Raw genomic sequence first — 25,154 nt, forward strand, 5'->3', positions numbered from 1 at the left:
CGGTGGTACTACCAGGAGTGTTCGTATGAGATGTTGGCCAGCTCATCTGACAGCTCACTGATGGTGTAGGCTATAGCCATTTTCTGTTCCCTGTTGAACGATGGCCACAATTGACGCAAGGAATCGCTTAAGTGGTTTTGCCAGTGTTCACCAACACTAAGCTCCTCCCAACCAGTAGGCAGCAGGCAAAGACCACGTCCATATTTTTCTTCGTCTGGTGTAAGAGGTGGTAGTGGATTTGCCGCTGTACTGGTGTCGTTACCCCAATTACCAACAACGACACGACCACCACCAGCAAGGTGAACCGTTACACCCTTTTCACCAATTTCAACAGCGTTATTCATCGGTAACCTCCAGGAGTCATGCATTATCGCAGGCACTCAGTGAATGCCTGCTGTAATGCCTACTTAACCGTTTCGATGGTTGATCCGTGTGAGTTCATCACATAAACCTGATCGCCTGGGTAGATGAATTGATAGCGCAGACCGTCAAAGGCTTTTCTCTTCGCATGCTCAGGACTTTCGAAATCCTCAATAAGAATAGCAATGGCATGACGATCAAGAACCCCCTCGCGCTCGCTGACGATCAACTCTTCTTCCTGCAGCGCATTTTTGCACTCTGGGTCGGCATAAACGTCTGGAAGCCAGATGGCAAAGTCTGGGTTGGAGTGGTTATTGGTCAACTCAAGTATTTCTTCAAATCGTTCTGAGTCAGGGCGGGCCACTGTGAACGTAGGCAATTCGCAGATATGTGTCACACCGTTGATGATGGTCTTAACTGTAAACATTGTCTTTCCTTCTTCTTCTTCTGGTAATAAAAAGCCCCGCTATTGCGAGGCCGTAGTAATTTTATTTGGACAGTTGCGCTGAACGGACCGGTTATGCGTCAACACATCTTTCTTAGTCTGGCGGTCCATAACCTCAATGTCATGCTCTGTGAGGTAGATGATGTTCACCCAGTCACAGGCCGTGTCAGTTACTTCAGGTTTTGCGGGTAAATTTTTCGCGCAACTCACGGTCAACATCGTCATCAGGAAGATGATTAACAGTCTGCTGTACATCCCTGGCTCCTTTTGTTGTCTCTACCCGGCGTTCTGCAACGGCTTCAGTAGCTGCTGCACGTTCCTCAGTGCGTTGCTGGTTCGCTTTTGTCTCAGCGATGTTAGTACCGCGTGATTTACCCAGACCAAAAGCACCTGCAATTGCAGCCAGCACAGCAACAACCAGGCCGATAATCATTTCGAGTCCCATAGTGACCTCATACCAGTGCGGCTTTTGCTTTTGCGTAACGTTCACGGCGGTCTTTAATGCCGTTCTGCCCGCCGTTAATAATCTGCGTTACGCGTTCCACATCCCCCGAATACATCAGGCAGCCGCGTAACGTGAAGTACCACGCCGCCGAACGGGCCGCATGTCGCTCCTGCGTTAGCAATTCTGGCGTACTGACAAGGTCAAGTTTCAGCGCCGCACCGCATTTGGTGTAGTTCTCACGGCCGGTGATTTGAAGCAGGCCACGACCGCGATATTTCCAGCCGTCACCCTGGCTGTTATTCCCCATGCGGTCACCGTAAACCAGATTGGCTATTTGCGGCTGGTGAGCGACCTGCTTACCATCGACACGCCCCAGCATTTCACACTGATACTGCGTAAGGCGTTTACCAAAGGTTTTCTTCAGCCCATCTACCGAGTAGTTGAAGCTCTCCACCAGCGAGGTAAAGCCATTGGATTCATGCCCAACTTGTGCAATGAACATGGCCTGATCATTAACCGCTGTAATTCCAAACTCTTTCATTGCCGCATCAATGTGCGGAAACCAGCGCGCAGAAAGCCCGGCGCTTATACCAGCCGCCTGCATAAATTGTGATTGGTTCATTATTGCCTCAGATGATCTACCAGACGTGCCACATTGCCTCTGACGGCGACCAGCACGGACAGGAAAATAATGTTGGCCCCGATAGTGGCCCACGATGAATAAGGGTAGATGCCACACAGATACGCCAACGGAACGGCGCTGTAGATGACAGTAAGCAGCCACGCTAAGCGAGATATCCATGGTCGATGTCGGGAATCACCGCGACGGTAAAACATCAGGGTCAGCACTACCCCAGCGCAAAGCAGCGCGTTGATTGTTGCCGATTGGTCATTTAGTACCACCTGAACCTCCCCGGCGCGTTATTAGCGCCACCAGCGAGCCGACATCCTGGTTATTCAGAAACGTCAGGATTTTGACAGCTAAAGCAGAAACGATTACGGCTCCGATAGCGTCCAGAGGCTTATCACTATAGCCAGTCCAGTCAGCCAGCTTTGAACCAACCAGCCCTGAGCAGATGATCCCGGCGATGTAGGACACGACAAAATACGCCAGCCGGCGCGCTGCACTCAGGTCCGCGGCGGTTGCAATGTAAAATACAGCCCCGGCAAATGCGCCAAACACCACGCCGTAATCGGTTCCGGAAACAAATCCATAGACACTGGCTCCCGTCAGGACACCACCAGCCAGCCCAGTACCGGAAATCGGATCGGACATTTAGCCCCCTCTTTATTGCTGTGAGTCCTCTCAGAAATGAGGGGAATAAAAAAGGCCGCCATACGGCAGCCTCGAAGTCAGATAGGTTGTTTACATAGGTGGAGTGAGAGGACCTTCTAACACATCGGCTTCACCGTTATGGCAAATGTCATCGCCTCTGGTCAGATGCCAGACCCCTGTGATTGTTTTACCCGTTTCCAGATCATCAACAGTGTCATTCGTGTAGTACGCTACCTGTACAACACCGACATGCTGAATCCAGTAATAACCTTCTTTCATATACGTCCCCATCCCGCCCTAGTTACTGAGCAGTATATGCATTGGACAATGCCGCAGGCGTTAGAAATTCTACATGTTGAATTAAGCAGAAAACTCGTAGCGTCACTTTTTAAGCACAGTACGCTCAATTCTGCGTACTCACCTTATTGCTGTGAGTCGTCTCAGAACGAGGGGAATAAAAAAGGCCACCCGTAGGCAGCCTCGACTGTATAGAATTTTCTATAATGATTATTGGTGAAATCTTACTGCAAGGAAGTAAAGCCCCAGCAAAGTAGTGGTTATTATATTCATTAAGATGAATAAGTATCCACCAACGAAAAATGTTTTAAGCCAGATAATGACGTCAGGAGACCAAAAGGTAAGCAACCATAAATGAAACGGTTTACCGACTAGAATTGAAACCATTCCTAAGCAAAACAACATAAAACTTACAAGAGCAAGATAGCCAAAAAGGTAACAAACGAAGCGCCTGCGAGTTAGTAATACGGTCATTTTTTCCCCACGAAACTCTTCTAACAAGGTAGGGGGATCGCCAGCCATAACTTCATCGATAGTAGCACTTGAAAACGTAGATACCGCAGCCAAAGCCGCAATGTAAAATCCTATCAGCACCTGCAGTAACCCATTAACCTGGAGCAGAAGTCCATTAGTCTCGATCAATGGGATTTTATTAGCATGAAAATGATAAGCAATTGTTAAACACACAGACACCGCGAATGGTACGATGAAGTCGTACCATTTCTTTTCCTCATGTTTAATGCGGAGATAACTTAGCGGCGAAAAAAGTTTCATTTGAAACTCCCCTTAGAGCAGCCCAATCATCTTTGCTTCAAGCTCCAGATGGACTGTACTTTCACATTGATTAATGAGCTTACCCAGGATGACCTTCTCACTTTTTGTGAACAGTTTGGTGGAAGCATCCTCATTACGATCCAAATCCAAGCTAGCCTGTTTCCCATCTTTTGAATAGCTAATTGACACCTTGGAATATCCGGATTGTTGACCTTTCTTGCGTAAAATCTCAAGCAGCCTCTCTTTATCTTTCAAAGGTGGTTGTTTGATAATTTTATACCTAACTGAACGTTCGGACAGTTGAGTGTACGCGCTTTGATCCAATCCACCTTTCTTTCTAGTGCTCACAAGTTTGACGTTATGAAGTTTCGCCCCTTTGAGTGCATCCATTAGGGTTTGTGACCCATGCGAATAAATCTCTAATTTTGGGCGATGCTGGCACATAGCTTTTGTTGCTGGATTTTTAAATTCACATCCAGAGAAAGCATCTCTAAGCATGGAGTTAAGAAATGGATCGAGAACGGATTTACTGATACCTGGAACCGACTCAACTAAAGTTTTGTAATGATCGGCAGTGTGTTTGACAACATCTGTCGATATCACGATATGGCAGGAAACCGCAATGCCTTCTCCAGCTAACTTTGGCTCAACCCTTAAATTTCCTGTGGTTAGCTCACCAAAAACAGGATCAGAACCGTTCTTATCACAAAGCTGGATGAGCAAAGTAGCTTGCTGATCACCAGTAGCAAACTTCATTTCGGAAATTCTCAGTGCGCGCATTTTATTGTTGTAAAGCTTAACAGCGTTCCCCGAGTCTACGAGAACTTTCAGCTTTGTTAGTACATCAACAATTGGAATGTTAGGGGCAGCTGCGTGCGTAGGTGTCAAAGCAAAATCAAAGAAAGAAACCCACCGTTCATTATTGGAAAGCACAACGTCACCATTTAATTATTTGTTCTTATGAACACAATAACTTAGCAAAATAAAAAATACAGTGATCGCTGATAAAAAAACCCGCGCAATGGCGGGTTCTTAATGTTTGTTGCTCAGTTCGCTTTAACGCCCCGAGCTTATCACAATTTAAGCACTTACTGGCTCACTTTTCAAGTAGAATTTGCCGCCATTTGTGTCGAATGTGTCACAAAGTGGTGCGTAAAGCATCGATTCTGCAAAACTTAACCATGTATCAATTCGACGGCGGCAGGTCATGAAGGTCCATTCAGGGTGTTTTTGCTGCAACTCAGTGGCCATCTGGCGCTTACTCTTACGCAGGCGGTGTCGGTCTACGATCACCCCATAGAGAGAGCCGTATGCATCGTTCATCAAAACGGAAGCTATGACGCCGTCAATTTTTAAGCCTTCATCGTCAGAGCAGAAGGCCAGGCAGCTTTTATTCTTCCCTTCAAGAATCTCTCTGAAGAATTCTTCCAGTTCTGTCTTGCTGATACCCGCTTTCTTCATCCGGCGTAGCGCTTCGTTGATTGCCGTCTTGGTGATTTTCCCGGATGCCAGTAGCTGGTTAAACATGTTCCCTCCACTACCACCGCCGATATAAGACCAGCGGCCCCACATGCGCAACTTACCCTGTATCCAGATGCTTTCCAGAGTACGAAGACGAACCATTTCACCAGATTTACCAACTTCAGAAGGATTAATCATTTAGCGTTCTCCACTTACGCCAGTACGCCGATTGCCAGCGCACGATCTATAACCCGAAACACGAGGACCAGCTGGTCACCGTATTTCGATTCAAATGCCACAGGATCAGCATGCAACTCGTCGTGATGCTCTCTGCACAGAGGAATCACAAACAGGTCGTGTGCCTTTGTACCCATACCACCCTGCCCGTGGCCAATCAGGTGGTGGGGGTCGTCAGCTTGCTTGTTACAGCAGACGCACGGCTGGGCCTTAACCCATCTCGTGTATTTCTCATTCACCCAGCGGCGACGCTTGGGTTTAAGCATGAAGGATTCCGGTGTCTCCGGGTCTACCTTCATCGCCACTATCTTTTTCGCTTTCTCCTGTACCAGTTGTTGAGCAGGTAATGTCGGAACAATATCGCTTTCACGTGTTACCGACTGGTGAGTATCTTCATTCAGACGAAGAGCTTTATGGGCTACGGCTTCAGGTATCTCATCAGCCAGGTCGTTCCTGACCATCCACCAGCAAAACTCCGGCAGCGTAAGAATGTGGTCCTCACTGAAACCTAATTGGCCGTTTACAACCTTCAGTAGCCAGGATACCAGGTTTTCACGGGCTATACCCGCCAGACCTTCAGTGAACTGATCACGAATTTTTAAGTCGCAGCCCCAGCATGTGCGGATTGAGCCAGGCGAATGCCGGGTGATGGTGTAGTTGCGATCGTGCCACTCGCTGTGTGGGTACTGACATTCCAGTTTTCTTTCGAGCCAGGCATCCAGTGAATTCAGTCCACCAGCACGATGTATGACCTTCTGATTTTCGAAGACATCACGCATTAACGGATCGTTCTGAAGCTCCTGGGCAGTCTCTGGAAGCAGACCAGAGGGTAACTCAGCCATTGACTCTTCCTGTGGCTCGATAAGAACACGCCCACGTCTGAACAGATGCATCAGTTCACTGCCTGGGCGAAATATCACTACCCCGGTCATAGGTGCCACTTCAGGTGTCAGTAATGCCCTCACGCTACCTGCCCCTTAGCAATATGCTCTGCCCACAGGCCACCAATCCAGCGAACACCCTTGGCAGTGAAGCGGGATTGATTGAACGCGTAATTTGTCTGGTTTGTCGTACCCGTCTTCACCTCGAAGCGCCCAGCTTCGATATGCTTGCTCTTTGGTGTGAGAACACGGTTAAGCCGGTACATGATGCCGTTCTCAATCAGGAACATAGCAAACTCTGGCTCTTTAGCGTTAAGCAGCTTGGCGACCTGTCGGAAAGTCATTGAACCAGTAGCCGTCACATAACGATCAACAAACTCAGCCTTCGGTGCGGATACTGCCAGTTCTTCACTCAGGCGCTGTTTCTGTTCTGCCAGATCAGCAGCAAGGCGCAGGGCCTCAGGAAGTGACCGGGGGACAATCATTCCACCGTTGCTCTCCAGTTCCTGCCAGCGGTCAACAAGTCGGGCGGTAAACTCCGGCGATAATTGAGCAACGATTACATAGCTGTCTCGTTTGTTCACTTCGTAGTGATGGTATGTCTGCCCGTTCTGGGGATGGGTGTACTGCAATGCAGCATACCCTCCAATCACACCGGAATTCATGAGGCGCTCTATCGTTACGCAGACATTGCTGTGACGGGAATCAACCAGTTTCGCAATCTCACGGCTGGACATGGTGATCTGCTGCCCCACTGTCGCTGCATGATGGGTCGGACACGTTACTGTTATGCTCATTTGTTGCATGCTCTGTCTCCACTTATCAGGCGGCTGCACCCGCCAAGGTTTCAAATCGGCTGATCGTTATCTCTACCCTTCCAGGCTTTACTACCGGTCCCCACTCGATAGCAATCCGTTTAACCTGACTGTCATCTTCCCAGACTCTGGCATTCGTCAGTGCGTCGAACAGCGCTTTGTTGTAGTTATCAAGATCCCGTCGTCTGTTATCTGGCGGGAAAAGAACTATGTTTACCTCAACGTTGACGTTAACTGGTTTAGGTATGCCGCCATACTGCTGCACAACAGAGGCATAAACGTTCTTCTTGAACTTTCTCCCCATCTCGCTTATCAGATGCTTACCCTTTAACGTTCCACGGTCAGGGGACCGGTAATAGGTGTTAACTGTTGGTGGGAACGGGAGTACCAGTTTCACTTGGCCTCCAAATCAATCTCAATTTCAAATGGAATATCCGCGCCGTTATAACAAATACCTCCTAAATCGCTCATAACCTTCCAGAGAGGCATTGTGGTGAATCCCTCATCATCGGTTATTGGCGCGACGAAATCCCCATACAACCATGGTTTGTGCACTTTCAATTCATCATGAAGACGCTTGAGCTCATTAAGTGCCAAAGGTGATAACTTGACTCTAACCATGTCGTTCAAGTTAAGAGATATTCGCTTAGGGTTCTGCTCGATGAGTGATATGCCCCTGGCAACTCCAGGCGCAACTGAGATATATCCCTTCTTCGCTATGGCCTTCACATGCTCCGCTGCGGCGTTCGGTGATGAGCAACCAATCAGCCCAGCCAGTTCACATATCGTTGGAGGGAATCCAAACCGGCGCTGATAGTTCACGATCGAACCAAGTACTTCACTTTGTCTCACGGTAAGTTTGTTCACTTCAGCGCTCCTTAATCCGCTTGTTCAGAATCCCGACTTCGAGATACAAATGAGATTGTGTAAAGCCAAGCTGCTTAACCATCCCCATGGCACAGTTAAAAATTGGCCTGGCTATTTCGCCGCAATTCATGCCAGGGTTAGCCTTGCGTTTAGCAGTTATTTCCTCGTTGCATCTTCTGGCGATGTTACGAAGCGCGTTACGTGCTTCAACGTCCTGCATAAGCAACCTCCAGTAGCGAACCAGGTTTACCAACGTAACCAGGAGCCATGATTACATCAGGGTTTTCTGCCTGATTTCCCCAGTGATGCCAGCCGGGGGCCGCGCAGCGGCTGAACAACTCAATGCGTGACACATCGCCGTATAATTTCTCCAAGCGGTAACGCGCTTCTGCTGGCTTCTGGCTGTGCTCGCCGAGTGGGCTGTAGATAACCTGTTTTACGCTCGCGTCCTGACGCTCAAGACCTTTCCCTCTGGTGGCAATTAGCAAATCCTCGGTATTGGCGCGAGTATGGTTACCACCGTTCATTCGGGTCTGAGCGTTCAACAGGTCGAGGAAGTCGTAAAAGTCCTCTACTCCACCAGCCTGAAGCGCTTTGTTGATGTGCTGCTCAGCCAGTGAGTTGAACTTCACCCAGGTGAATCCCTTCATGGTCCGAACCTTAAAACCCCACGCCTCAGCCAGTTCGATCGCTTCACGGGTATGTGTACCGGTGAACCACATGGCCAGAACGGAATCTTCCGCAGCCAGCTCCCAGACAGGCAGGCGTTTTATGTCGATGAGTTTCATCGTGCCGTAATGGTTTTCCGCTGCACCATTGCTGATGGTGTTCCCGTATTCCCACGGCGGATCGGCGTAAATCAGTGAGTAGCTCATTAACGGCCTCCCGAAAATCGACCAGCCAGATAGCACCCGTCTTCGGTAATAACCGCTGGTTTAGCCAGGCCAAGGCAGCGCTGACGTTCTGCCAGTATTGCTGCTCGCTCTGATTCAATGACTGATGAGCTGAACGCCTCCATGTATATCGTCGCAGCACGGTGAAAGAGACCTTTCGACTCCAGACCTTTTGCCGTTTCCAGTAAAGCGCTTACTTCAGGTGTTGGTTCAAATACCTCGAAGTGGCAATCTGCTGGCGGTTCCGCGTAGTAACGGAACTGACGTCCATCACGTTTACGTGTTGCCAGTTCTGAACCATAAAGGCGGCAAACAGCGAGTTGAAGCTGGTCCTGGCTGTATTGAGTCAGACCTTCGATGATATCCCTGGTCGTGGAGCCGGGATTCATGGCAATAAACATCTGGACTGTTTTCAGAATGCTCATCGTTACCCCCTGAACCCTGGTGGAATAGCGCTGTAATCAGTGTTCTTGAAGCTGGGTTTGAAAATGCCGTCTTCGCGGGCCCATTCACCATTCACTCGTTCAGGTTTTCCTGCTTTGGCCCAGCTATTTGCTGACTTCAAGTACCCAGGGAACTTGGACGGCTGGAAAAGCGTCTGTGGTCGCAGGTAATCAGACATCTTCAGGTCATCACCCCACTTCGCATTGCAGTAATCTACCACCAGCGACAACTCTTCAACGGTGAATCCTTCGCCGATACGTGCACGGATGTTTTGCAGTGACGTGGTTGAAACCTGGTAGCGTGAGTTCGTGACCTGGTTCAGGTGAACCAAAACCTGTTTAGCCTGATCAGTAATCAACACATCTCGGTCTGGTTGCACCGCAACCGGACAAGAGTCTTTACCTGTAATCTCTGTAGTACTCTCTGTTGTAATCTCTGTAGGATCATCAGTGCATTTTGACCTGATGACATCGGTTCGTTTTGACCTGATGGAGCGTTTCACTTTGACCTCTTCCATCGTGTCATTTTGACCTGATGGAACAGCGCATTTTGACCTCTTCGATTCGGTCACTTTGACTTCATCTAAAAGCTCGCTTTCATAGTTGATCGTGTAGAAGTTGGTCATGTCGCGTTGAGACTTGTTCAGTTGCTCAATTTTGAGCACACCGAGGGTCTTCAGGCGGGTGAAGGTTCGCTTCAGAGTCGACTCTGACCAGAACGGGAACTGCTCCAGCCACTGTTCAGTCGTGTTGTAAATCCAGCGAACACCGTCACGCTCCATGCCAGACGTTGTTTCTTTCAGCCAGTAGTTAATCTGCTGCAATGCAATCGCCTCATTCAGGCCAATGCTGTACGCAAGGTCAGGATTTATCACTATTGGTCGGGATGTCATTAACAGGCTCATTCGGACCCTCTATTTCCCTGAATTTACGCTGAAACTGTTCGAGAGGACTGAAGCACTCATGCTCGTATCCGTCGCGCAGGTATATAACCCGTTGAGTTTCCGGTTCCCACCGGATAACCCTGACTGGGACGCCGTAGCTGTCTTTGAACCGTCTGTTGAGTGCTCGCATTCGACCTTCTCCGCCTGGCCGTTGAAATCACCTACAACCCAATCGGCAAACTGGTAGCAGACAGGCTCAAAGCATCCGGATACCATTACCCCATACACGAACTGCGCCGGACCTTTTCCACCGGGCATAGGTCGAGCAATAAGTTGCGACCTGCGGTACTGTGTTGTTACACTGTTCATGCGTTAGTTTCTCCACTGAATACGACACGCCACGACGCCAGGAGCTGCACACTCGCTGGCGTCACTTCTTTTGGCGGCGGCTGAATAAGGCCACAATCGCTCGGATTTCTTCCTCACGCGCTGCCAGATGACGGCGGTGATGTTCCTGAATCTCTTCGGCTTCATGCTTTTCAATCACTCCATCTTCAAGCGCCTTCTGGATAATCTGATCAACCTGCCCTCTTGCAGCTGCTGTACGCATTGCACGACTGAACAAATCAACACGGTCCAGATCTTCCAGGTTTGGTACATCCACCAGCAGTGCACCGCGACGCTTGGCAAAGTAGTCAGCAACAAATGACGTGTTGGAAATGTCTTCCATCGCTTCCAGTTCGGTGACTTCAAAGAAACGACAACCGTTTTTCTCGTACAGGTTGTTGTTGAATTGAGTTTCTGACATGCCCAATGCACCAGCCATAGCCTGGCGGCCTACGGGGTACGCCTTGCACATCGCTTTCACCACTTCTTTAAGGGTTTGCTCTACCATCTTGCTTTTCCTTTGGTAGTTAACAATCAACTTAAAGTTGATTATTGTTGTTAGCGGAAGGTAAGCCGTCGTTTTTATTCGGATAAATATCAGGTCGTAATTGATGGGGAGTTACAGCCCATCCGCCCCACTGACAAAGTTGAATAACTCGTTCAGAAGGTACTCGGTTCTTTGCTATCCAATTCGCAACAGATTGAACTGATTGGAATTCAAACCGCCTTGACACATCTGAAATCGACCCGATAGCCCTTACAGCTTGGGCGGTTACATTCTTATGTTGAGATGACATGTGTTCTCCTATGACTAAGCCTGCATCAATACTACTTATAGTAGCATTTGTTAGCAACTTAAAATAGAAATGACAACTATGCCTTGTGCGCTTAATCTTCTACTTATGGTGGAAAATGCTAAATACAAAGACTTTGCCGAAAGGCTAAACAAGTCTCTCCAAGAGCAATCTATTGGAGTTAAAGAATTGTCAGAGTTCAGTGGTGTCTCGTATGAGATGGCGCGGCGCTACACTCTTGGTACTGCAAAACCGAGAGATGAAAAGATGATTCGAATTGCAGAAAGACTTGCTGTCTCACCGGCTTATCTTGATTATGGTGTGCCTGTTAATGGTGGCGACGCGCCCGCGAAAGGCACAGTCAGAATAGAGCAATTGGATGTTCATGCTTCAGCTGGTTCCGGATATATAAACCAACCATTCCCTACAATAGTGAGCTCAATAGAGATTCCGGAAGAGAGGATCTTCGAGTTGTTTGGTCGTAGAAGCCTTGATGGCATCGTCATGATAAATGTTGATGGCGATAGCATGATGCCCACGCTTTGCCCAAAGGACCTGCTATTCATAGACAGCAAGGTTGAGCAGTTTAGTGGCGATGGAGTTTATGTATTCAATTTTGAAGACAGTACGTTCGTAAAACGCCTACAGAAGGTAAAAGGGCGACGACTAGCGGTCCTTTCAGACAATGAGCACTACCCGCCCTTCTTCATAGAAGAGCATGAAATGAATGAACTATACATTTTCGGCAAACTAATCAGATGCTTGCCTCTAAAAATGATAGAGTTTGGCTAATAACTTATTCATTAAGAAACCGGCGAAAGCCGGTTTTTTTACGCCTAAAATTCATACCCCCATAAAATCAGACTACTCAAAACTATATTTTTCTACTTTTTGTTGTTGCAATTATCTACTTAAAGTAGCTATAGTCATTACATCGAAAGTGAACAGGTACTCAACCAACCATGTATTTACAAGTGGCGCTTGAATGACCGGATGATTCGCAGGTAACAAAAAAGCGCCCACAGGACGCTTAGCTCTTTAACAATCTGGATATACCCAACACAATTAGTCACTTATTTGTCTTGAGTTCATCCAAAACTTATTATCGCAGGAGGGGCAATGAGTTCGAAAATGACCGGCACTCCACATAACCTCCATGGGCTGAAGTATAGATACTTCATGTTTTGCAAAACAACGTGGGCAAAGGTACACAGACTCGGGTCGCTCGTTCACAAGTACCTTTTTCGAGTACACCAACGTACCCGAATCAAGACGCTCAAGTTCATAACCTTCAGTTTGGCTCTTAAAGTCTTCAAACTCTGCAATTTTTGCTTTGAGAAGCATTGTTTCTTCCTCGCGCTGGCGGATCACATCGCCGAGGGAGAAGCACTCCGCCTGAAGCGCGATTAATTTGTTTTGAAGTTCGATAGTTGCAGCTTTAACTTCAGCATCAGTCTTTGCGTCATTGATAACTTTGACGAGACCGGCAGTCTCCTTGATAGCGGTCATAGCCGCTGAAAGTTCAGCGATCACCTTGAGTACTCATATTATTGTTGGGGACATCCAGATTAACCGAATCCTTGTTGTTGGGGAATAGCAGGATCCACCTCGCCTGATGTGGTTAAAAGCTGGCACGAAACATAAAAGCTGTGTGGAGTCTTGGCGGTACCAGTACCAACCTTTGAAGTCCCTGGTACCGCCCTTTTTACTCAACTGAAAGCGCGTTCTGTCCCTTGTCATTAAGTGCCAGTTCGTTAAATCCAAAACCAGCGGAACGCGCTTTCAATTGAGTGGAGAAACTTACCGGCGATTGCAGTCGCCCGTTTCACTAAGTGCCTCTTGATGGGGCATTTACTGAAACGAAACCCAAACTTTTATTCGCCTTTTGGCGAGGGATTCGTGCAACCAAAATTCAGCGGATTTTTCCACTGGAGGACTAATGAACCACCTCGAATTTATTGAGAAGAACGTAAGGGAAATCCTTATTAAACAAGGTTTTTCCTCTTCAGTGGCTCAGGGGGGGGCATGGCAAGCACTTGATTTATATAAGCGAATGTCACAAGCCAGTAAAAAAGGCGCGATTTTTGACGATGTGATGAGGCATGCAAAAGCCTGGGCAGATAAGCAGGTTTCTACGTCCGAAGTCACAAAAAGAAAACGTGTCCAACCTAAAGACCAAGGTGGCCTCTTTTAAGTATCAAGGCCAAAGAATTCAGCGCCGTGCAGGGCGCATATAACACGGAGAAACTAACCATGACGACCACACAGAACGTCACTGAGTTACAACCACGTATGACCAGAGAGCAACTGATCGATGCAGCACGTAAAGCTGCCCCTCTCCTGCCAGCTGCTTCCCAGTGGCTGATGAACGAACTGGCTAACCGCTACGATGTTCAGGCTGTAGTGCTGTGCGAATCAATGGAACAGCGTAAAGCGCTGGCAATTGAAAACACCGCATTACGCGATGACATTATCTGCTGGGCAAAAGAATGCGACCGCATTGTTGAAAGACACACAAAAACACGCAGCAACATTCACCTCCTGGAAGCTCAGCGCGAACTACGTGAGTTAACTCCGGTAACTAATGTTGTGATGAATGAAGGGGCTAAGTGATGGCCGCTAACTCATTCAAGCAGATGTCCCGTGACGGGACCATCAAGCGTACCGATACCGGGATGTTTATCAGCCTTGACCATATCCACGTGCGTGAAGGTTTCAACAAGCGTGAAGACGACGAACGCACCCGCCAGGCAGATGACGACCTGTTTAACTATCTGATGAACGGTGGCACCGTCCCTCCACTGGAAGTTATCGCACGTGATGAAGGTGGGGTGTGGGTTGTTGAAGGCCACCGCCGTCGCCGTTGCTACGCACGTTGTGCTGAAGCAGGTAAGCCAGTAGACCGCATTCATATCATGCCGTTTAACGGTAACGATGTGCAGCGTCTGGCTCGCATCATGACCAGTAATAACCAACTCCCCCTTTCCGATATTGAACAGGCTGCTGTTATTCAGGAGCTTCATAACGCTTTCAACCAGACCACCAGCGAGATTGCAAAGCTGGTCAACAAGTCTGTAGCCACCGTAGAAAAGCTTCTTCTACTCAGCACAGCGAACCATGACGTTCAGCAGGAAGTTAAATCAGGGGCTGTGTCTGTTGATGTTGCCGTTGACCGAGTTCGCGAGTTTGGCGAACAGGCTGGTGAAGTTCTCCAGCACGATAAAGCCGTAGCCGCCGCCCAGGGAAAAACAAAGGTTACACGCAGTTCTATCGCTCCGGAACTCAACATTAAAAGTGCTCGTCGTTTCGTGGAATTAATGGCCATGGCGACGATCAGCGATGAAGGCGTGTTCACTTTGCAAGGTACGGCACTGGCTGAAGCTCTGGCGATCATCGACGAACACAAAGCCATTGCTGAAGCTCGCGAAACCTATCGCCTTTCACAGCCAATCCCTACGACAGAGATTATTGGGAAAGTGCTGTATGTGAAGCTAGATGGTAAGGAAATCGGCTCGGCAATAATTTATCGAGGGAAGAACGTCACTCTGGATTTAGGCGATAAAAAAATAATCGCCAGCCAGTCAAAAGCAGTGGCCCACTTCGTTAAGCAATACAAACTACAGCAGGGAAATAATCATGACAGCCACCAATAAACCAATGACCGGCGCTCAGCTTGATGAACTGATGGCTGTCGCAATGCGCATGCAGTCTGACAGTGAAAAGATGGGTGAACGTCCTGTGTCCATATTTGCCTATGCGGTTCAGATTGCTGTTTTAGAAATTCGCGAAGTGCGCAGGAAGTACGAAGAACTGCAATCACAAAACGCAGACCTTGCAGTACAGCTCGCTAACGCCGAGAGCAAGTGCAGGGAGCTGGCGGCGGAGAATGCTCATGCGCGTGAGCGCCATATATTCATCCGCGCGCTGGCGGTTTCGATTCTTGAGCATAGTGGCGGCCGCATGGACTGGCGTGGCGCGATGGAAGACGCAACCGAACTACTCCAAACGGTGGATTCTGTGTATGCAAAAACCCCATCCACCGACGCTTTCCTGGCTGAAGTGCGGGCGCAGGGTGTGGAGATGTACGCCGATAATTTGGACCGTGGCGCTGACGATGCTGAGCGTGATGGATTTGATGATGCTGTTAAGTTTCTTCGCAGTGAAGCTTCCGGCGTTCGCTTGTTCGCCTCCCAGCTTCGTAAAGGAGCCGCGCTATGAGCAACCGAATTCGCAATGCTCAAGTATTCGACGCTCGCACCGCGGAGTATCCGGTTGATATGTACATTCGCTGGATCATTGGTGGTGAACTTGATTTTGATGCCAATTATCAGCGCGGGTATGTATGGGGGCACGAAGAGCAGCAGGAATTCTTAAACGTAGTGATTTCTGGTTTTCCTATCGGTTCAGTGGCGCTGGCAAAGGCGCCTGACTGGTGTTCGCGTGAGCTTCCTTACATAGAAGTCGTTGACGGTAAGCAGCGCCTCACAACTCTGAAAAAATTCATCACCAATGAGATTCCAATCATCCTGGATGATGGTCCGCTTTACTGGCGAGACATGACTCGCGCGGAGCAACTGGCATTTGGTCGTCGCTCACTCCCCGCAATTGTGCTGGATGAAGTGATGTACAAGGACCGTCTCGCTTATTTCATGGCGGTGAACTTTACAGGCGTCCCTCAAAGCGAAGAACACAAGCGGTACGTAATACAACTTATGGAGGCAGCCCAATGACAGCATTCAACAAACAGGCGCCGATCAAACATCCCGCAATTCGTTATCACGGTGGTAAGTTCCGCCTGGCACCATGGATTATCGATCAGATGCCAGAGCATGTTTGCTATGTAGAGCCATTCGGCGGCGCAGCAGGAGTGCTACTGCAAAAGCCACGCAGCTATGCAGAGGTTTATAACGATCTTGATGGTGAGGTGGTAAACCTGTTCCGCGTCCTGCGTGACCCGGAACTGAACCAACACCTGCAGGATACCTGCGCATTGACGCCATATTCCCGCGATGAATTTTGCGCTGCGAGAGAGGCAACATCCGATCCGGTAGAACGTGCCCGCCGAATGGTTGTGCGTGCTTGTATGGGTTTTGGCTCTGCATCCGGTATCGGTGGTAACTCGGGATTTCGCAGTGACAGCAAGCGTAAATACGCAACTGCTGCGCATCTGTGGGAGCGCTATCCAGAGAACCTGGCTGCGATATGCCAGCGCCTGCAGGGTGTCATTATCGAGAACAAAGACGCCCTGGCAGTGATGCGCGCCCACGACGCCGATACCACTCTGCATTACATAGATCCGCCTTATGTGCCGNAAACGCGCGTACAGGGTAACCGCTATTACAACCATGAAATGACCGTTGAAGGGCATGAGCAACTGTTAGCTGTGGCCAGAACGATGACCGGCATGGTGATAATCAGCGGCTATGACTGCGAGTTGTACAACGACATGTTGCCGGGTTGGACCAAAACCAAAAAGGCATCACGTATCAGTGCAGGGCGCGGTACGAAAGTGCGCACTGAATGCCTCTGGTTTAATCCGGCAACACAGCGTGAAGCGGCGGCCGCTGGCATTGGTGTGAAGGGGGAGTGAGATATGTGGCGAGGAACGAATCGCGGCGGTAGCCAGATGATACTCACTGCCTATGAATACGACCCGGAAAACAAAAAATCAAAGTCGGTTTACCTGCTACGGCATCACAGCAAAGTTAAGCAGACCACGCTTGAGCAAAAACTTGTTGTTGAGAACGATGCGTTTGGTCGGTTTAAACCGATGGTCGAGCTTGCCGACTTTCCCGAAAGATTAAGCGAGCGAGAAGCGATGCTGAAGCTGGCCGACTGGCTTCATCGGCTTGGTGTGGCAATTGAAGATAACTGGAGTACACCATGACAACTAACAAACTAACAGACGAGCAGTTGCAGGAAATCTACGGTGAAGCGGTATCGTGCGAACTGGCAGAGAAAAACGGGGCGTATATGGCCTCTTTCGACTTGCTTTGCAAAATGGACGATGTAGGCGGCACGGCGCATGTTGTCCGAAAGCTTATTGATATGCTCCGGGCGGAGCGGGTAGAGCTACAGGAACGCCGCAAGTCTGATAGCCAAGCGCAAGCCACGCTAAATCGCCTTGCTGTGATTTTTCACGGCTCAGAGGTTGATTTAAACCTGCTAACGGTAACGGCCCAATCGCTGATGGATCGTTGCAAGGCTGCCACCAGCAGCGATCTGTAATTTCCCCTGGGTGCAGCCAGGGTAATGGATAAATAACCATGAGCAATATTTTCCAGTTAGCCCCCAACGAGTGGGTTTGTGAAAGCGTTCTTATCGCGGTTACCGGGCTCAAGCCCGGAACCATCACCCGCGCCAGAAAAGAATCCTGGATGCTGGGCCGCGAGTACCTGCACATTTCACCAGACGGCAATCCCAAGCCTTCTAGCGAATGCATGTACAACAGAAAAGCAGTTGATCAGTGGATCGAAGCTCAGAAAAAAAATCAACCGGGTGCGCATCGGACATGAAAAGAAGTACACTCGCCGGTGCTCCTGGACGTCAGGAGGGAATAATGGCTAATGCATCGTACCCGATAGGCGTCGAAAACCACGGCGGTTCACTCCGCATCTGGTTTCTATATAAAGGTAAAAGAGTCAGGGAAAACCTCGGTGTCCCTGATACTGCAAAAAATCGCAAGATAGCCGGCGAGCTTCGCTCTTCTGTTTGTTTTGCGATAAGGATGGGGAATTTTAATTATGCAGAAAAATTCCCAAACTCACCGAACCTTGCCCGGTTCGGTCAGGATAGTAAGGAAATTACTGTGCTGGAGCTTGCTGAAAAATGGTCAGAGTTGAAACGAATGGAAATCAGCTCAAACACCATGAGTCGGTACGAATCCATCATAAAAAACATGCTTCCACGCATTGGCGAAAACAAAATGGTTTCTGCAGTAACCGCCGAGGATTTGCTGTATGTGAGGAAAGAGTTGCTGACAGGTTTTCATGTCATGAAAAAGGATCACCGGACACAGGTTAAAGGCCGGAAGTCATCCACAGTCAATAATTACATGATGCTAATGGCCGAGATCTTCCAGTTCGGAACTGATAACGGTTATGCAAAAGAAAACCCGTTTAGCGGAATTAACCGCCTCAAGAAAGCTAAGGGAGAACCCGATCCACTCACGTCAGACGAGTTCATCAGGTTTATCCAGGCATGCGGCCACCAGCAGATGAGAAATCTCTGGTCACTGGCAGTCTATACCGGAATGAGGCATGGGGAGTTGTGCGGTCTGGCATGGGAAGATATCGATCTCCATGCCGGTACCATTACTGTAAAACGCAACCTTACCCAGACGGATGAGTTCACCCTGCCAAAAACCGAAGCAGGGACTGACAGGGTGATTTATCTCATTCAGCCAGCTATTGATGCCCTGAAAAATCAGGCCCAGTTGACACGCCTTGGCCGGCAGTATGAGGTTGAAGTGAAACTGCGGGAGTATGGCCAATCAGCCATTCATCCCTGCACTTTTGTCTTCAGTCCTCAGTGCGTCAAACGTGGACCTCGGACAGGATATCACTACGCGGTTAATTCGATTAATAAAATTTGGGCCCCAATAGTCAAGCGCGCAGGCATTCGTTATCGTAACGCCTACCAATCCAGGCATACGTATGCATGCTGGTCATTGTCAGCCGGGGCAAATCCAAATTTTATTGCAGCTCAGATGGGGCATGCCGATGCCCAGATGGTGTACAAAGTTTACGGTAAATGGATGTCAGAGAAGAGTGCTGAGCAGGTGTCGTTGCTCAACCAAGCGCTTTCGCGTTTTGCCCCATCCATGCCCCATGAGCTTTTAGCAGCACAGTAGAATTATTGAAAATCATAATGTTAGTAGCACTATTACTACATTTTAATAACACGCGGCACGAAATGCACTCGACCAGAAAGACAGCTTATGGTGTGATCGGGGTTCAATAAATCGCTAAACAGGGTATACTCCAGCGGTTTTCTTAGTTGTTTATTGTACTAAACGCTCCCGCGAGAGGATGCTACTGCGCACCTATGACACAATTCGCTTCTCCTGTTCTGCACTCGCTGCTGGATACAGACGCTTATAAGTTGCATATGCAGCAAGCCGTTTTTCACCACTACTATGATGTACAAGTAGCGGCTGAATTTCGTTGCCGTGGCGATGACCTGCTCGGTATTTATGCCGACACTATTCGTGAGCAGGTTAACGCTATGCAGCACCTGCGACTTCAGGAGGACGAGTACCAGTGGCTCTCCGGCCTGCCTTTCTTTAAAGCTGATTACCTCACCTGGTTACGTGATTTCCGCTACAACCCGGAACAGGTGCACGTCACCAATGATAACGGTAAGCTGAACATCCGCTTAACCGGCCCATGGCGTGAAGTCATCATGTGGGAAGTCCCGCTGCTGGCGGTAATTAGCGAACTGGTGCACCGTTACCGTTCGCCAGAATCTGGCGTGCCGCAGGCACTGGCTGAGCTGGAAAACAAGTTAGCAGAATTCACTACATTAACGAAAGATGTCGACATGTCCCGCTTCCATCTGATGGATTTCGGCACGCGTCGTCGTTTTTCACGCGAAGTGCAGCAAGCTATTGTTCAGCGTCTGCAGCAGGAACCGTGGTTTGTTGGCACCAGCAACTACGATCTTGCCCGTCGTCTGTCATTAACGCCGATGGGAACCCAGGCACATGAATGGTTCCAGGCACATCAGCAAATCAGCCCTGAGCTTGCGACCAGTCAGCGCGTTGCCCTGGCCGCCTGGCTGAACGAATATCCCGACCAGCTCGGCATCGCCCTGACCGATTGCATTACTATGGACGCGTTTTTGCGCGACTTTGGCGTTGAGTTTGCAACCCGCTATCAGGGTTTGCGCCACGACTCTGGCGATCCGGTTGAATGGGGTGAGAAAGCCATTGCCCATTATGAAAAACTGGGTATTGACCCGCAAAGCAAAACGCTGGTGTTCTCAGATAACCTCGATCTGAATAAAGCGATTGAACTCTATCGCCACTTCTCTTCTCGCGTGCAGCTGAGCTTTGGTATCGGGACACGCCTGACGTGTAATATCCCCCAAGTGAAGCCGCTGAATATCGTTATCAAGCTGGTCGAATGTAACGGTAAGCCGGTAGCCAAGTTGTCAGATAGTCCAGGCAAAACCATTTGCCACGATAAAGCATTTGTTCGTGCGCTGCGTAAAGCCTTCGATCTTCCGCATATTAAAAAAGCCAGCTAGCCTTCCCAGGGAGCCACTTTGGCTCCCTTTTCACGTTTATTTCCGAAATCTTTCACTCCAGCTACGAATTCTGCTTGTCTGATTGCAGATGCCAGGTAACATAGGTATCCCCCCATTACGGGTGGACATGTGTTTATATATCCGACTATTAACAGAGAGAATATTATGAGCGTTGTGCCTGTAGCCGACGTACTCCAGGGCCGCGTAGCCGTTGACAGCGAAGTCACCGTGCGCGGATGGGTGCGTACCCGCCGAGATTCAAAAGCTGGCATCTCCTTCCTCGCCGTTTATGACGGTTCCTGCTTTGATCCTGTACAGGCCGTCATCAATAATTCTCTGCCCAATTACAATCAGGACGTATTACGCCTGACGACGGGGTGTTCGGTTATCGTAACGGGTAAAGTCGTTGCGTCACCAGGACAAGGACAGAGCTTTGAAATTCAGGCAACGGAAGTTGAAGTTACCGGCTGGGTTGAAGATCCTGATACCTATCCCATGGCTGCGAAACGTCACAGTATTGAGTACCTGCGTGAAGTAGCACACATGCGTCCGCGTACCAATATGATTGGTGCGGTTGCGCGAGTACGCCATACGCTGGCGCAAGCGCTGCATCGCTTCTTCCATGAGCAGGGTTTCTTTTGGGTTTCTACCCCACTGATCACCGCTTCCGATACCGAAGGTGCCGGTGAAATGTTCCGCGTGTCAACGCTGGATCTGGAAAACCTGCCACGCAACGATCAGGGTAAAGTCGATTTCGATAAAGACTTCTTTGGTAAAGAAGCCTTCCTGACAGTTTCCGGTCAGTTGAACGGCGAAACCTATGCCTGTGCACTGTCCAAAATTTATACTTTTGGACCGACTTTCCGTGCGGAAAATTCCAACACCAGCCGTCACCTGGCAGAGTTTTGGATGCTTGAGCCGGAAGTCGCTTTTGCCGATCTGAACGATGTTGCAGGTCTGGCTGAAGCGATGCTGAAATACGCGTTCAAGGCCGTACTGGAAGAACGTGCGGATGATATGAAGTTCTTCGCCGAACGTGTCGACAAAGACGCGGTATCACGCCTGGAACGTTTCATTGATGCTGACTTTGCACAGGTGGATTACACCGATGCGGTAAGCATTCTGGAAAAATGCGGCAAACAGTTCGAAAACCCGGTTTACTGGGGTGTCGATCTGTCTTCTGAACATGAACGCTATCTTGCCGAAGAACACTTTAAAGCGCCGGTGGTGGTTAAAAACTATCCAAAAGATATTAAGGCGTTTTATATGCGCCTTAACGACGACGGTAAAACCGTTGCGGCAATGGACGTGCTGGCACCGGGAATCGGTGAAATCATCGGTGGCTCTCAGCGTGAAGAGCGTCTGGACGTGCTGGATGCCCGTATGCTGGAAATGGGTCTGAACAAAGAAGATTACTGGTGGTATCGCGATCTGCGTCGCTACGGTACCGTTCCGCATTCCGGCTTCGGATTGGGCTTTGAGCGCCTGATTGCTTATGTCACCGGCGTACAGAACGTCCGCGACGTTATTCCGTTCCCGCGTACACCGCGTAACGCCAGCTTCTAACGCTATCGTTTTAACCTTAAAGGCCAGCACTGCTGGCCTTTTTACGTTCAGCGCATTGCTGCATTTTTCACCGTAGATGGACCCTCATCCCGCACTAAACTCAACCCGTAAATTCCCCCTTCCTGTTACGTGATGTTTCACTGCAACATTTAAGAACAAAAAATAATCACTATTTTTATTGTGGATTAGCACTTCATGATCAAATAGAGCATTTATTACCCATCCGCACGGCGTTCTGGACGTCCAAAATAAGCATTTGTAAAAATGGTTCTTTTAAGCAGGGTTAGATAAAAATGTCGTTAGCAAAATTAAGTATAAGAAAATCATATAAATAGATAAAAATGAGCAAAATTCAATCGCAGGGACAGCTGAAATTTGAAGTCGTTCACAAAGTTGCATAAAAATAACATTTTGTTACACATTTTTTCTTTTTGAAACTAAATCTTTATATTTGTAGCACTTTGACAGTAGCGAAACGGTAGTTTGAATGGAAAGATGCCTGCAGACACATAAAGACACCAAACTCTCATCAATAGTTCCGTAAATTTTTATTGACGGAATTCATTGGCGGCAGTGGCAGGTGTCATATAAAAACCGATGAGGGTAATAAATAATGATGAAGCGCAATATTCTGGCAGTGGTTATCCCTGCTCTGCTGGTAGCCGGGGCAGCTAACGCTGCAGAAGTTTATAACAAAGATGGCAATAAAGTAGACATCTACGGTAAAGCTGTAGGTCTGCACTATTTCTCCAAGAACAACGGTGACAACGCTTACGCACCTAATGGCGATCAGACTTACGCCCGTCTTGGTTTCAAAGGGGAAACTCAGATTAACGACCAACTGACCGGTTACGGCCAGTGGGAATACCAGTTCAGCGGCAATAACTCCGAAGGCGGTGACGACTCTCAGAAAGGGAACAAAACCCGTCTGGCGTTTGCTGGTCTGAAATTCGGTGACGCAGGCTCCTTCGATTACGGTCGTAACTACGGCGTCGTATACGATGCACTGGGTTACACCGATATGCTGCCAGAATTCGGTGGCGATACTGCGGCTTCCGACCAGTTCTTCTCCCAGCGTAACGGTGGCCTCGCGACTTACCGTAACTCCAACTTCTTCGGTCTGGTTGAAGGCCTGAACTTCGCTGTTCAGTACCTAGGTAAAAACGAGCGTGATGACGTTCGTCGCTCTAATGGTGACGGCGTTGGCGGTTCTGTAAGCTACGAATTCGAAGGCTTCGGTATCGTCGGTGCATACGGCGCGGCTGACCGTACCGATGCCCAGCAAAACCCGCTTCTGCGCGGCCATGGCGACAAAGCTGAGCAGTGGGCTACCGGCGTGAAATACGATGCTAACAACATCTACCTGGCAGCGAACTACAGCGAAACCCGCAACGCAACCCGTATCTCTAACGGTTATGCGAACAAAACTGAAGACGTACTGTTAGTTGCTCAGTACCAGTTCGACTTCGGTCTGCGTCCGTCCATCGCCTATACCAAATCTAAAGGTAAGGATATCGAAGGTATCGGTGACGTAGATCTGGTGAACTACTTCGAAGTGGGCGCGACTTACTACTTCAACAAAAACATGTCCACCTATGTTGATTACATCATCAACCAGATCGATTCTGACAACAAACTGGGCGTAGGCTCTGACGACACCGTTGCAGTGGGTATCGTTTACCAGTTCTAATAGCAGACCTCTTTGCTAAATGCCTAAAAAACAGGACTTCGGTCCTGTTTTTTTATCTCCGCCAGCGGATTCTTGCGTCTTCAAAAAACACCCCTGCTTTTCGTCACTAACGGTTGGCATTTTGTAAATCTACCGTTAACCTGATAGCGGACTTCCCTTCTGTAACCACAATGGAACCTCGTCATGTTTGAGAACATTACCGCCGCTCCTGCCGACCCCATTTTGGGCCTGGCTGATTTGTTTCGTGCCGATGACCGCCCGGGGAAAATAAACCTCGGAATCGGTGTATATAAAGATGAGACAGGCAAAACGCCGGTACTGACCAGCGTTAAAAAAGCCGAGCAATATATCCTGGAAAATGAAACCACCAAAAACTATCTTGGCATTGACGGTATTCCAGAGTTTGGTCGCTGCACTCAGGAATTACTGTTTGGTAAAGAAAGTGCACTGATTAATGACAAACGCGCACGTACAGCACAGACCCCTGGTGGTACGGGTGCCCTGCGTGTGGCCGCTGATTTCCTGGCAAAAAACACCAGCGCAAAACGCGTGTGGGTCAGCAACCCAAGCTGGCCGAACCATAAGAGCGTATTTAATTCAGCTGGTCTGGAAGTGCGTGAATATAACTATTACGATGCGGCAAACCATTCACTGGACTTTGATGCGCTGCTGGCAAGCCTGGCTGAAGCACAAGCTGGCGACGTCGTATTATTCCACGGCTGCTGCCATAATCCGACCGGTATTGATCCGACGCTGGAGCAATGGCAAACATTGGCTCAGCTGTCAGTCGACAAAGGTTGGTTACCACTATTCGACTTTGCCTACCAGGGCTTTGCTCGTGGTCTGGAAGAAGATGCAGAAGGTCTGCGTGCATTCGCCGCGCTGCATAAAGAGCTGATTGTCGCCAGTTCCTATTCCAAAAACTTTGGTCTGTACAATGAGCGTGTAGGTGCCTGTACGCTGGTCGCTGCCGATGCAGAAACCGTTGACCGTGCCTTTAGCCAGATGAAATCAGTCATCCGTGCGAACTACTCCAACCCACCGGCACACGGTGCCTCAGTTGTCGCGACAATTCTGAGCAACGATGCGCTACGTGCAATCTGGGAACAGGAACTGACTGACATGCGCCAACGTATTCAGCGCATGCGTCTGCTGTTCGTCAACACGTTGCAGGAGAAAGGCGCAAACCGCGATTTCAGCTTTATCATCAAACAGAATGGTATGTTCTCATTCAGCGGCCTGACGAAAGAACAAGTTCTTCGTCTGCGTGAAGAGTTTGGTGTTTATGCTGTTGCTTCAGGACGCGTAAACGTAGCAGGAATGACGCCAGACAACATGGCGCCGTTATGCGAAGCGATTGTCGCTGTTCTGTAATCTATCGCACACAAAA

38 protein-coding genes are annotated in these 25,154 nt (G+C 49.0%); 15 read left to right on the forward strand and 23 right to left on the reverse strand.

All coding sequences use genetic code 11. From position 1 onward, the window contains the following. Window positions 1–8 precede the first annotated feature (8 nt). From NNO08_RS08215 to NNO08_RS08320, 22 genes are all read right to left on the reverse strand, one after another. A complete protein-coding gene (locus NNO08_RS08215; protein ID WP_271456528.1) occupies window positions 9–344 on the reverse strand; it encodes a hypothetical protein in 336 nt (111 codons plus the stop codon). Window positions 345–403: 59 nt separating this feature from the next. Then, entirely contained in the window at window positions 404–787 is a 384-nt protein-coding gene (locus NNO08_RS08220; RefSeq protein ID WP_271456529.1) for a hypothetical protein, read from the reverse strand. Between the two features lie 39 nt (window positions 788–826). Beyond that, window positions 827–1,024, reverse strand: a complete 198-nt coding sequence (locus NNO08_RS08225; protein ID WP_032934485.1) for a hypothetical protein — start codon at window positions 1,022–1,024, stop codon at window positions 827–829. Further along, on the reverse strand, window positions 981–1,250 hold the full coding sequence (locus NNO08_RS08230; protein ID WP_125368507.1) for a hypothetical protein: 270 nt from the start codon (window positions 1,248–1,250) through the stop codon (window positions 981–983). Before NNO08_RS08230 ends, NNO08_RS08225 begins: the two co-directional genes overlap by 44 nt. A 7-nt stretch (window positions 1,251–1,257) precedes the next feature. After that, the gene (locus tag NNO08_RS08235) at window positions 1,258–1,872 is read right to left on the reverse strand and encodes a glycoside hydrolase family 19 protein (protein WP_271456530.1); all 615 of its coding nucleotides are present in this window, start codon (window positions 1,870–1,872) and stop codon (window positions 1,258–1,260) included. Beyond that, the gene (locus NNO08_RS08240; protein ID WP_271456531.1) at window positions 1,872–2,153 is read right to left on the reverse strand and encodes a phage holin family protein; all 282 of its coding nucleotides are present in this window, start codon (window positions 2,151–2,153) and stop codon (window positions 1,872–1,874) included. The genes NNO08_RS08235 and NNO08_RS08240 overlap by 1 nt, the downstream gene beginning before the upstream one ends. After that, entirely contained in the window at window positions 2,140–2,526 is a 387-nt protein-coding gene (locus NNO08_RS08245; protein ID WP_061353905.1) for a phage holin family protein, read from the reverse strand. The genes NNO08_RS08240 and NNO08_RS08245 overlap by 14 nt, the downstream gene beginning before the upstream one ends. Window positions 2,527–2,616: 90 nt before the next feature. Further along, a complete protein-coding gene (locus NNO08_RS08250; RefSeq protein WP_271456532.1) occupies window positions 2,617–2,805 on the reverse strand; it encodes a hypothetical protein in 189 nt (62 codons plus the stop codon). A gap of 228 nt (window positions 2,806–3,033) precedes the next feature. Continuing rightward, the gene (locus NNO08_RS08255) at window positions 3,034–3,597 is read right to left on the reverse strand and encodes a hypothetical protein (RefSeq protein ID WP_249018417.1); all 564 of its coding nucleotides are present in this window, start codon (window positions 3,595–3,597) and stop codon (window positions 3,034–3,036) included. A 12-nt stretch (window positions 3,598–3,609) separates the two neighbouring features. Further along, window positions 3,610–4,530 carry a hypothetical protein gene (locus tag NNO08_RS08260; RefSeq protein ID WP_249018416.1) on the reverse strand — a complete coding sequence of 307 codons (921 nt, stop codon included), beginning with the start codon at window positions 4,528–4,530 and terminating at the stop codon, window positions 3,610–3,612. Between the two features lie 147 nt (window positions 4,531–4,677). Then, entirely contained in the window at window positions 4,678–5,256 is a 579-nt protein-coding gene (locus tag NNO08_RS08265; protein WP_271456533.1) for a DUF1133 family protein, read from the reverse strand. Window positions 5,257–5,270: 14 nt separating this feature from the next. Then, complete coding sequence (locus NNO08_RS08270) at window positions 5,271–6,260, reverse strand: DUF968 domain-containing protein (RefSeq protein ID WP_271456534.1); 990 nt, start codon at window positions 6,258–6,260, stop codon at window positions 5,271–5,273. Next, window positions 6,257–6,973 carry a phage antirepressor KilAC domain-containing protein gene (locus NNO08_RS08275; protein ID WP_442870777.1) on the reverse strand — a complete coding sequence of 239 codons (717 nt, stop codon included), beginning with the start codon at window positions 6,971–6,973 and terminating at the stop codon, window positions 6,257–6,259. The genes NNO08_RS08270 and NNO08_RS08275 overlap by 4 nt, the downstream gene beginning before the upstream one ends. A 25-nt stretch (window positions 6,974–6,998) precedes the next feature. Then, window positions 6,999–7,388, reverse strand: a complete 390-nt coding sequence (locus NNO08_RS08280; RefSeq protein ID WP_271456536.1) for a RusA family crossover junction endodeoxyribonuclease — start codon at window positions 7,386–7,388, stop codon at window positions 6,999–7,001. Further along, complete coding sequence (locus NNO08_RS08285; RefSeq protein ID WP_271456537.1) at window positions 7,385–7,858, reverse strand: SOS-response repressor and protease LexA; 474 nt, start codon at window positions 7,856–7,858, stop codon at window positions 7,385–7,387. The genes NNO08_RS08280 and NNO08_RS08285 overlap by 4 nt, the downstream gene beginning before the upstream one ends. 1 nt (window position 7,859) lies before the next feature. Then, window positions 7,860–8,078 carry a hypothetical protein gene (locus NNO08_RS08290; protein WP_271456538.1) on the reverse strand — a complete coding sequence of 73 codons (219 nt, stop codon included), beginning with the start codon at window positions 8,076–8,078 and terminating at the stop codon, window positions 7,860–7,862. Next, complete coding sequence (locus tag NNO08_RS08295; RefSeq protein WP_271456539.1) at window positions 8,065–8,733, reverse strand: MT-A70 family methyltransferase; 669 nt, start codon at window positions 8,731–8,733, stop codon at window positions 8,065–8,067. Before NNO08_RS08295 ends, NNO08_RS08290 begins: the two co-directional genes overlap by 14 nt. Further along, the gene (locus NNO08_RS08300) at window positions 8,733–9,176 is read right to left on the reverse strand and encodes a hypothetical protein (protein WP_271456540.1); all 444 of its coding nucleotides are present in this window, start codon (window positions 9,174–9,176) and stop codon (window positions 8,733–8,735) included. The genes NNO08_RS08295 and NNO08_RS08300 overlap by 1 nt, the downstream gene beginning before the upstream one ends. Window positions 9,177–9,178: 2 nt before the next feature. Beyond that, window positions 9,179–10,099, reverse strand: a complete 921-nt coding sequence (locus NNO08_RS08305; protein WP_271456541.1) for a conserved phage C-terminal domain-containing protein — start codon at window positions 10,097–10,099, stop codon at window positions 9,179–9,181. After that, window positions 10,056–10,268 (reverse strand): DUF4222 domain-containing protein, encoded by a 213-nt coding sequence (locus NNO08_RS08310; RefSeq protein WP_119922057.1) that lies wholly within the window; start codon window positions 10,266–10,268, stop codon window positions 10,056–10,058. Before NNO08_RS08310 ends, NNO08_RS08305 begins: the two co-directional genes overlap by 44 nt. Before the next feature lie 240 nt (window positions 10,269–10,508). Continuing rightward, window positions 10,509–10,973 (reverse strand): YmfL family putative regulatory protein, encoded by a 465-nt coding sequence (locus tag NNO08_RS08315; RefSeq protein ID WP_271456542.1) that lies wholly within the window; start codon window positions 10,971–10,973, stop codon window positions 10,509–10,511. Window positions 10,974–11,004: 31 nt separating this feature from the next. Next, entirely contained in the window at window positions 11,005–11,262 is a 258-nt protein-coding gene (locus NNO08_RS08320) for a YdaS family helix-turn-helix protein (protein WP_071692364.1), read from the reverse strand. Window positions 11,263–11,331: 69 nt separating this feature from the next. Between NNO08_RS08320 and NNO08_RS08325 the strand changes: the two genes are divergently transcribed. Next, entirely contained in the window at window positions 11,332–12,051 is a 720-nt protein-coding gene (locus NNO08_RS08325) for a LexA family transcriptional regulator (protein WP_115257963.1), read from the forward strand. Window positions 12,052–12,324: 273 nt separating this feature from the next. On the opposite strand, the gene NNO08_RS08330 is transcribed toward NNO08_RS08325, so the two are convergent. Next, window positions 12,325–12,792 (reverse strand): hypothetical protein, encoded by a 468-nt coding sequence (locus tag NNO08_RS08330; RefSeq protein WP_271456543.1) that lies wholly within the window; start codon window positions 12,790–12,792, stop codon window positions 12,325–12,327. Window positions 12,793–13,198: 406 nt separating this feature from the next. On the opposite strand from NNO08_RS08330, the gene NNO08_RS08335 reads away from it, so the two are divergent. The 14 genes from NNO08_RS08335 (at window position 13,199) to aspC (ending at window position 25,138) form a co-directional block, all read left to right on the forward strand. Beyond that, the gene (locus tag NNO08_RS08335; protein WP_271456544.1) at window positions 13,199–13,453 is read left to right on the forward strand and encodes a hypothetical protein; all 255 of its coding nucleotides are present in this window, start codon (window positions 13,199–13,201) and stop codon (window positions 13,451–13,453) included. A 59-nt stretch (window positions 13,454–13,512) separates the two neighbouring features. Continuing rightward, a complete protein-coding gene (locus tag NNO08_RS08340) occupies window positions 13,513–13,872 on the forward strand; it encodes a hypothetical protein (protein ID WP_271456545.1) in 360 nt (119 codons plus the stop codon). After that, the gene (locus NNO08_RS08345; protein ID WP_271456546.1) at window positions 13,872–14,912 is read left to right on the forward strand and encodes a chromosome partitioning protein ParB; all 1,041 of its coding nucleotides are present in this window, start codon (window positions 13,872–13,874) and stop codon (window positions 14,910–14,912) included. The genes NNO08_RS08340 and NNO08_RS08345 overlap by 1 nt, the downstream gene beginning before the upstream one ends. Continuing rightward, window positions 14,896–15,477 carry a hypothetical protein gene (locus tag NNO08_RS08350; protein ID WP_271456547.1) on the forward strand — a complete coding sequence of 194 codons (582 nt, stop codon included), beginning with the start codon at window positions 14,896–14,898 and terminating at the stop codon, window positions 15,475–15,477. The genes NNO08_RS08345 and NNO08_RS08350 overlap by 17 nt, the downstream gene beginning before the upstream one ends. Beyond that, window positions 15,474–15,989, forward strand: coding sequence for a DUF262 domain-containing protein (locus NNO08_RS08355; RefSeq protein ID WP_271454609.1), 516 nt, complete (start codon window positions 15,474–15,476; stop codon window positions 15,987–15,989). The genes NNO08_RS08350 and NNO08_RS08355 overlap by 4 nt, the downstream gene beginning before the upstream one ends. Continuing rightward, entirely contained in the window at window positions 15,986–16,849 is an 864-nt protein-coding gene (locus tag NNO08_RS08360; protein ID WP_271456548.1) for a DNA adenine methylase, read from the forward strand. The genes NNO08_RS08355 and NNO08_RS08360 overlap by 4 nt, the downstream gene beginning before the upstream one ends. Window positions 16,850–16,852: 3 nt before the next feature. Further along, window positions 16,853–17,146 carry a hypothetical protein gene (locus NNO08_RS08365; protein ID WP_044701466.1) on the forward strand — a complete coding sequence of 98 codons (294 nt, stop codon included), beginning with the start codon at window positions 16,853–16,855 and terminating at the stop codon, window positions 17,144–17,146. Further along, on the forward strand, window positions 17,143–17,487 hold the full coding sequence (locus NNO08_RS08370) for a hypothetical protein (RefSeq protein WP_271456549.1): 345 nt from the start codon (window positions 17,143–17,145) through the stop codon (window positions 17,485–17,487). The genes NNO08_RS08365 and NNO08_RS08370 overlap by 4 nt, the downstream gene beginning before the upstream one ends. 38 nt (window positions 17,488–17,525) lie before the next feature. Beyond that, a complete protein-coding gene (locus tag NNO08_RS08375) occupies window positions 17,526–17,774 on the forward strand; it encodes an excisionase family protein (RefSeq protein ID WP_182318641.1) in 249 nt (82 codons plus the stop codon). 44 nt (window positions 17,775–17,818) lie between these two features. Further along, complete coding sequence (locus tag NNO08_RS08380; protein ID WP_239175711.1) at window positions 17,819–19,111, forward strand: tyrosine-type recombinase/integrase; 1,293 nt, start codon at window positions 17,819–17,821, stop codon at window positions 19,109–19,111. A 194-nt stretch (window positions 19,112–19,305) separates the two neighbouring features. Beyond that, entirely contained in the window at window positions 19,306–20,508 is a 1,203-nt protein-coding gene (gene pncB / locus NNO08_RS08385; protein ID WP_271449323.1) for a nicotinate phosphoribosyltransferase, read from the forward strand. Between the two features lie 165 nt (window positions 20,509–20,673). Then, window positions 20,674–22,074 carry an asparagine--tRNA ligase gene (gene asnS / locus NNO08_RS08390; RefSeq protein ID WP_202039013.1) on the forward strand — a complete coding sequence of 467 codons (1,401 nt, stop codon included), beginning with the start codon at window positions 20,674–20,676 and terminating at the stop codon, window positions 22,072–22,074. 613 nt (window positions 22,075–22,687) lie between these two features. After that, the gene (ompF, locus tag NNO08_RS08395) at window positions 22,688–23,764 is read left to right on the forward strand and encodes a porin OmpF (RefSeq protein WP_137382833.1); all 1,077 of its coding nucleotides are present in this window, start codon (window positions 22,688–22,690) and stop codon (window positions 23,762–23,764) included. 183 nt (window positions 23,765–23,947) lie between these two features. After that, complete coding sequence (aspC, locus tag NNO08_RS08400) at window positions 23,948–25,138, forward strand: aspartate transaminase (RefSeq protein WP_137382832.1); 1,191 nt, start codon at window positions 23,948–23,950, stop codon at window positions 25,136–25,138. Window positions 25,139–25,154: the final 16 nt, after the last annotated feature.

The organism is Citrobacter sp. Igbk 17, from assembly GCF_028069775.1.
In the GTDB taxonomy this organism is placed as follows: Bacteria; Pseudomonadota; Gammaproteobacteria; order Enterobacterales; family Enterobacteriaceae; genus Citrobacter.

Coding starts and splice junctions, on each gene's coding strand:
- NNO08_RS08300 (WP_271456540.1), bottom strand. CDS start 9,176: ATGAGCATTCTGAAAACAGTCCAGATGTTTATTGCCATGAATCCCGGC.
- NNO08_RS08345 (WP_271456546.1), top strand. CDS start 13,872: ATGGCCGCTAACTCATTCAAGCAGATGTCCCGTGACGGGACCATCAAG.
- pncB (WP_271449323.1), top strand. CDS start 19,306: ATGACACAATTCGCTTCTCCTGTTCTGCACTCGCTGCTGGATACAGAC.
- NNO08_RS08230 (WP_125368507.1), bottom strand. CDS start 1,250: ATGGGACTCGAAATGATTATCGGCCTGGTTGTTGCTGTGCTGGCTGCA.
- NNO08_RS08295 (WP_271456539.1), bottom strand. CDS start 8,733: ATGAGCTACTCACTGATTTACGCCGATCCGCCGTGGGAATACGGGAAC.
- NNO08_RS08350 (WP_271456547.1), top strand. CDS start 14,896: ATGACAGCCACCAATAAACCAATGACCGGCGCTCAGCTTGATGAACTG.
- NNO08_RS08340 (WP_271456545.1), top strand. CDS start 13,513: ATGACGACCACACAGAACGTCACTGAGTTACAACCACGTATGACCAGA.
- NNO08_RS08245 (WP_061353905.1), bottom strand. CDS start 2,526: ATGTCCGATCCGATTTCCGGTACTGGGCTGGCTGGTGGTGTCCTGACG.
- NNO08_RS08310 (WP_119922057.1), bottom strand. CDS start 10,268: ATGCGAGCACTCAACAGACGGTTCAAAGACAGCTACGGCGTCCCAGTC.
- ompF (WP_137382833.1), top strand. CDS start 22,688: ATGATGAAGCGCAATATTCTGGCAGTGGTTATCCCTGCTCTGCTGGTA.
- NNO08_RS08335 (WP_271456544.1), top strand. CDS start 13,199: ATGAACCACCTCGAATTTATTGAGAAGAACGTAAGGGAAATCCTTATT.
- NNO08_RS08380 (WP_239175711.1), top strand. CDS start 17,819: ATGGCTAATGCATCGTACCCGATAGGCGTCGAAAACCACGGCGGTTCA.
- NNO08_RS08275 (WP_442870777.1), bottom strand. CDS start 6,973: ATGAGCATAACAGTAACGTGTCCGACCCATCATGCAGCGACAGTGGGG.
- NNO08_RS08305 (WP_271456541.1), bottom strand. CDS start 10,099: ATGAGCCTGTTAATGACATCCCGACCAATAGTGATAAATCCTGACCTT.
- NNO08_RS08265 (WP_271456533.1), bottom strand. CDS start 5,256: ATGATTAATCCTTCTGAAGTTGGTAAATCTGGTGAAATGGTTCGTCTT.
- asnS (WP_202039013.1), top strand. CDS start 20,674: ATGAGCGTTGTGCCTGTAGCCGACGTACTCCAGGGCCGCGTAGCCGTT.
- NNO08_RS08315 (WP_271456542.1), bottom strand. CDS start 10,973: ATGGTAGAGCAAACCCTTAAAGAAGTGGTGAAAGCGATGTGCAAGGCG.
- NNO08_RS08255 (WP_249018417.1), bottom strand. CDS start 3,597: ATGAAACTTTTTTCGCCGCTAAGTTATCTCCGCATTAAACATGAGGAA.
- NNO08_RS08355 (WP_271454609.1), top strand. CDS start 15,474: ATGAGCAACCGAATTCGCAATGCTCAAGTATTCGACGCTCGCACCGCG.
- NNO08_RS08220 (WP_271456529.1), bottom strand. CDS start 787: ATGTTTACAGTTAAGACCATCATCAACGGTGTGACACATATCTGCGAA.
- aspC (WP_137382832.1), top strand. CDS start 23,948: ATGTTTGAGAACATTACCGCCGCTCCTGCCGACCCCATTTTGGGCCTG.
- NNO08_RS08235 (WP_271456530.1), bottom strand. CDS start 1,872: ATGAACCAATCACAATTTATGCAGGCGGCTGGTATAAGCGCCGGGCTT.
- NNO08_RS08325 (WP_115257963.1), top strand. CDS start 11,332: ATGACAACTATGCCTTGTGCGCTTAATCTTCTACTTATGGTGGAAAAT.
- NNO08_RS08375 (WP_182318641.1), top strand. CDS start 17,526: ATGAGCAATATTTTCCAGTTAGCCCCCAACGAGTGGGTTTGTGAAAGC.
- NNO08_RS08370 (WP_271456549.1), top strand. CDS start 17,143: ATGACAACTAACAAACTAACAGACGAGCAGTTGCAGGAAATCTACGGT.
- NNO08_RS08250 (WP_271456532.1), bottom strand. CDS start 2,805: ATGAAAGAAGGTTATTACTGGATTCAGCATGTCGGTGTTGTACAGGTA.
- NNO08_RS08215 (WP_271456528.1), bottom strand. CDS start 344: ATGAATAACGCTGTTGAAATTGGTGAAAAGGGTGTAACGGTTCACCTT.
- NNO08_RS08290 (WP_271456538.1), bottom strand. CDS start 8,078: ATGCAGGACGTTGAAGCACGTAACGCGCTTCGTAACATCGCCAGAAGA.
- NNO08_RS08320 (WP_071692364.1), bottom strand. CDS start 11,262: ATGTCATCTCAACATAAGAATGTAACCGCCCAAGCTGTAAGGGCTATC.
- NNO08_RS08365 (WP_044701466.1), top strand. CDS start 16,853: ATGTGGCGAGGAACGAATCGCGGCGGTAGCCAGATGATACTCACTGCC.
- NNO08_RS08225 (WP_032934485.1), bottom strand. CDS start 1,024: ATGTTGACCGTGAGTTGCGCGAAAAATTTACCCGCAAAACCTGAAGTA.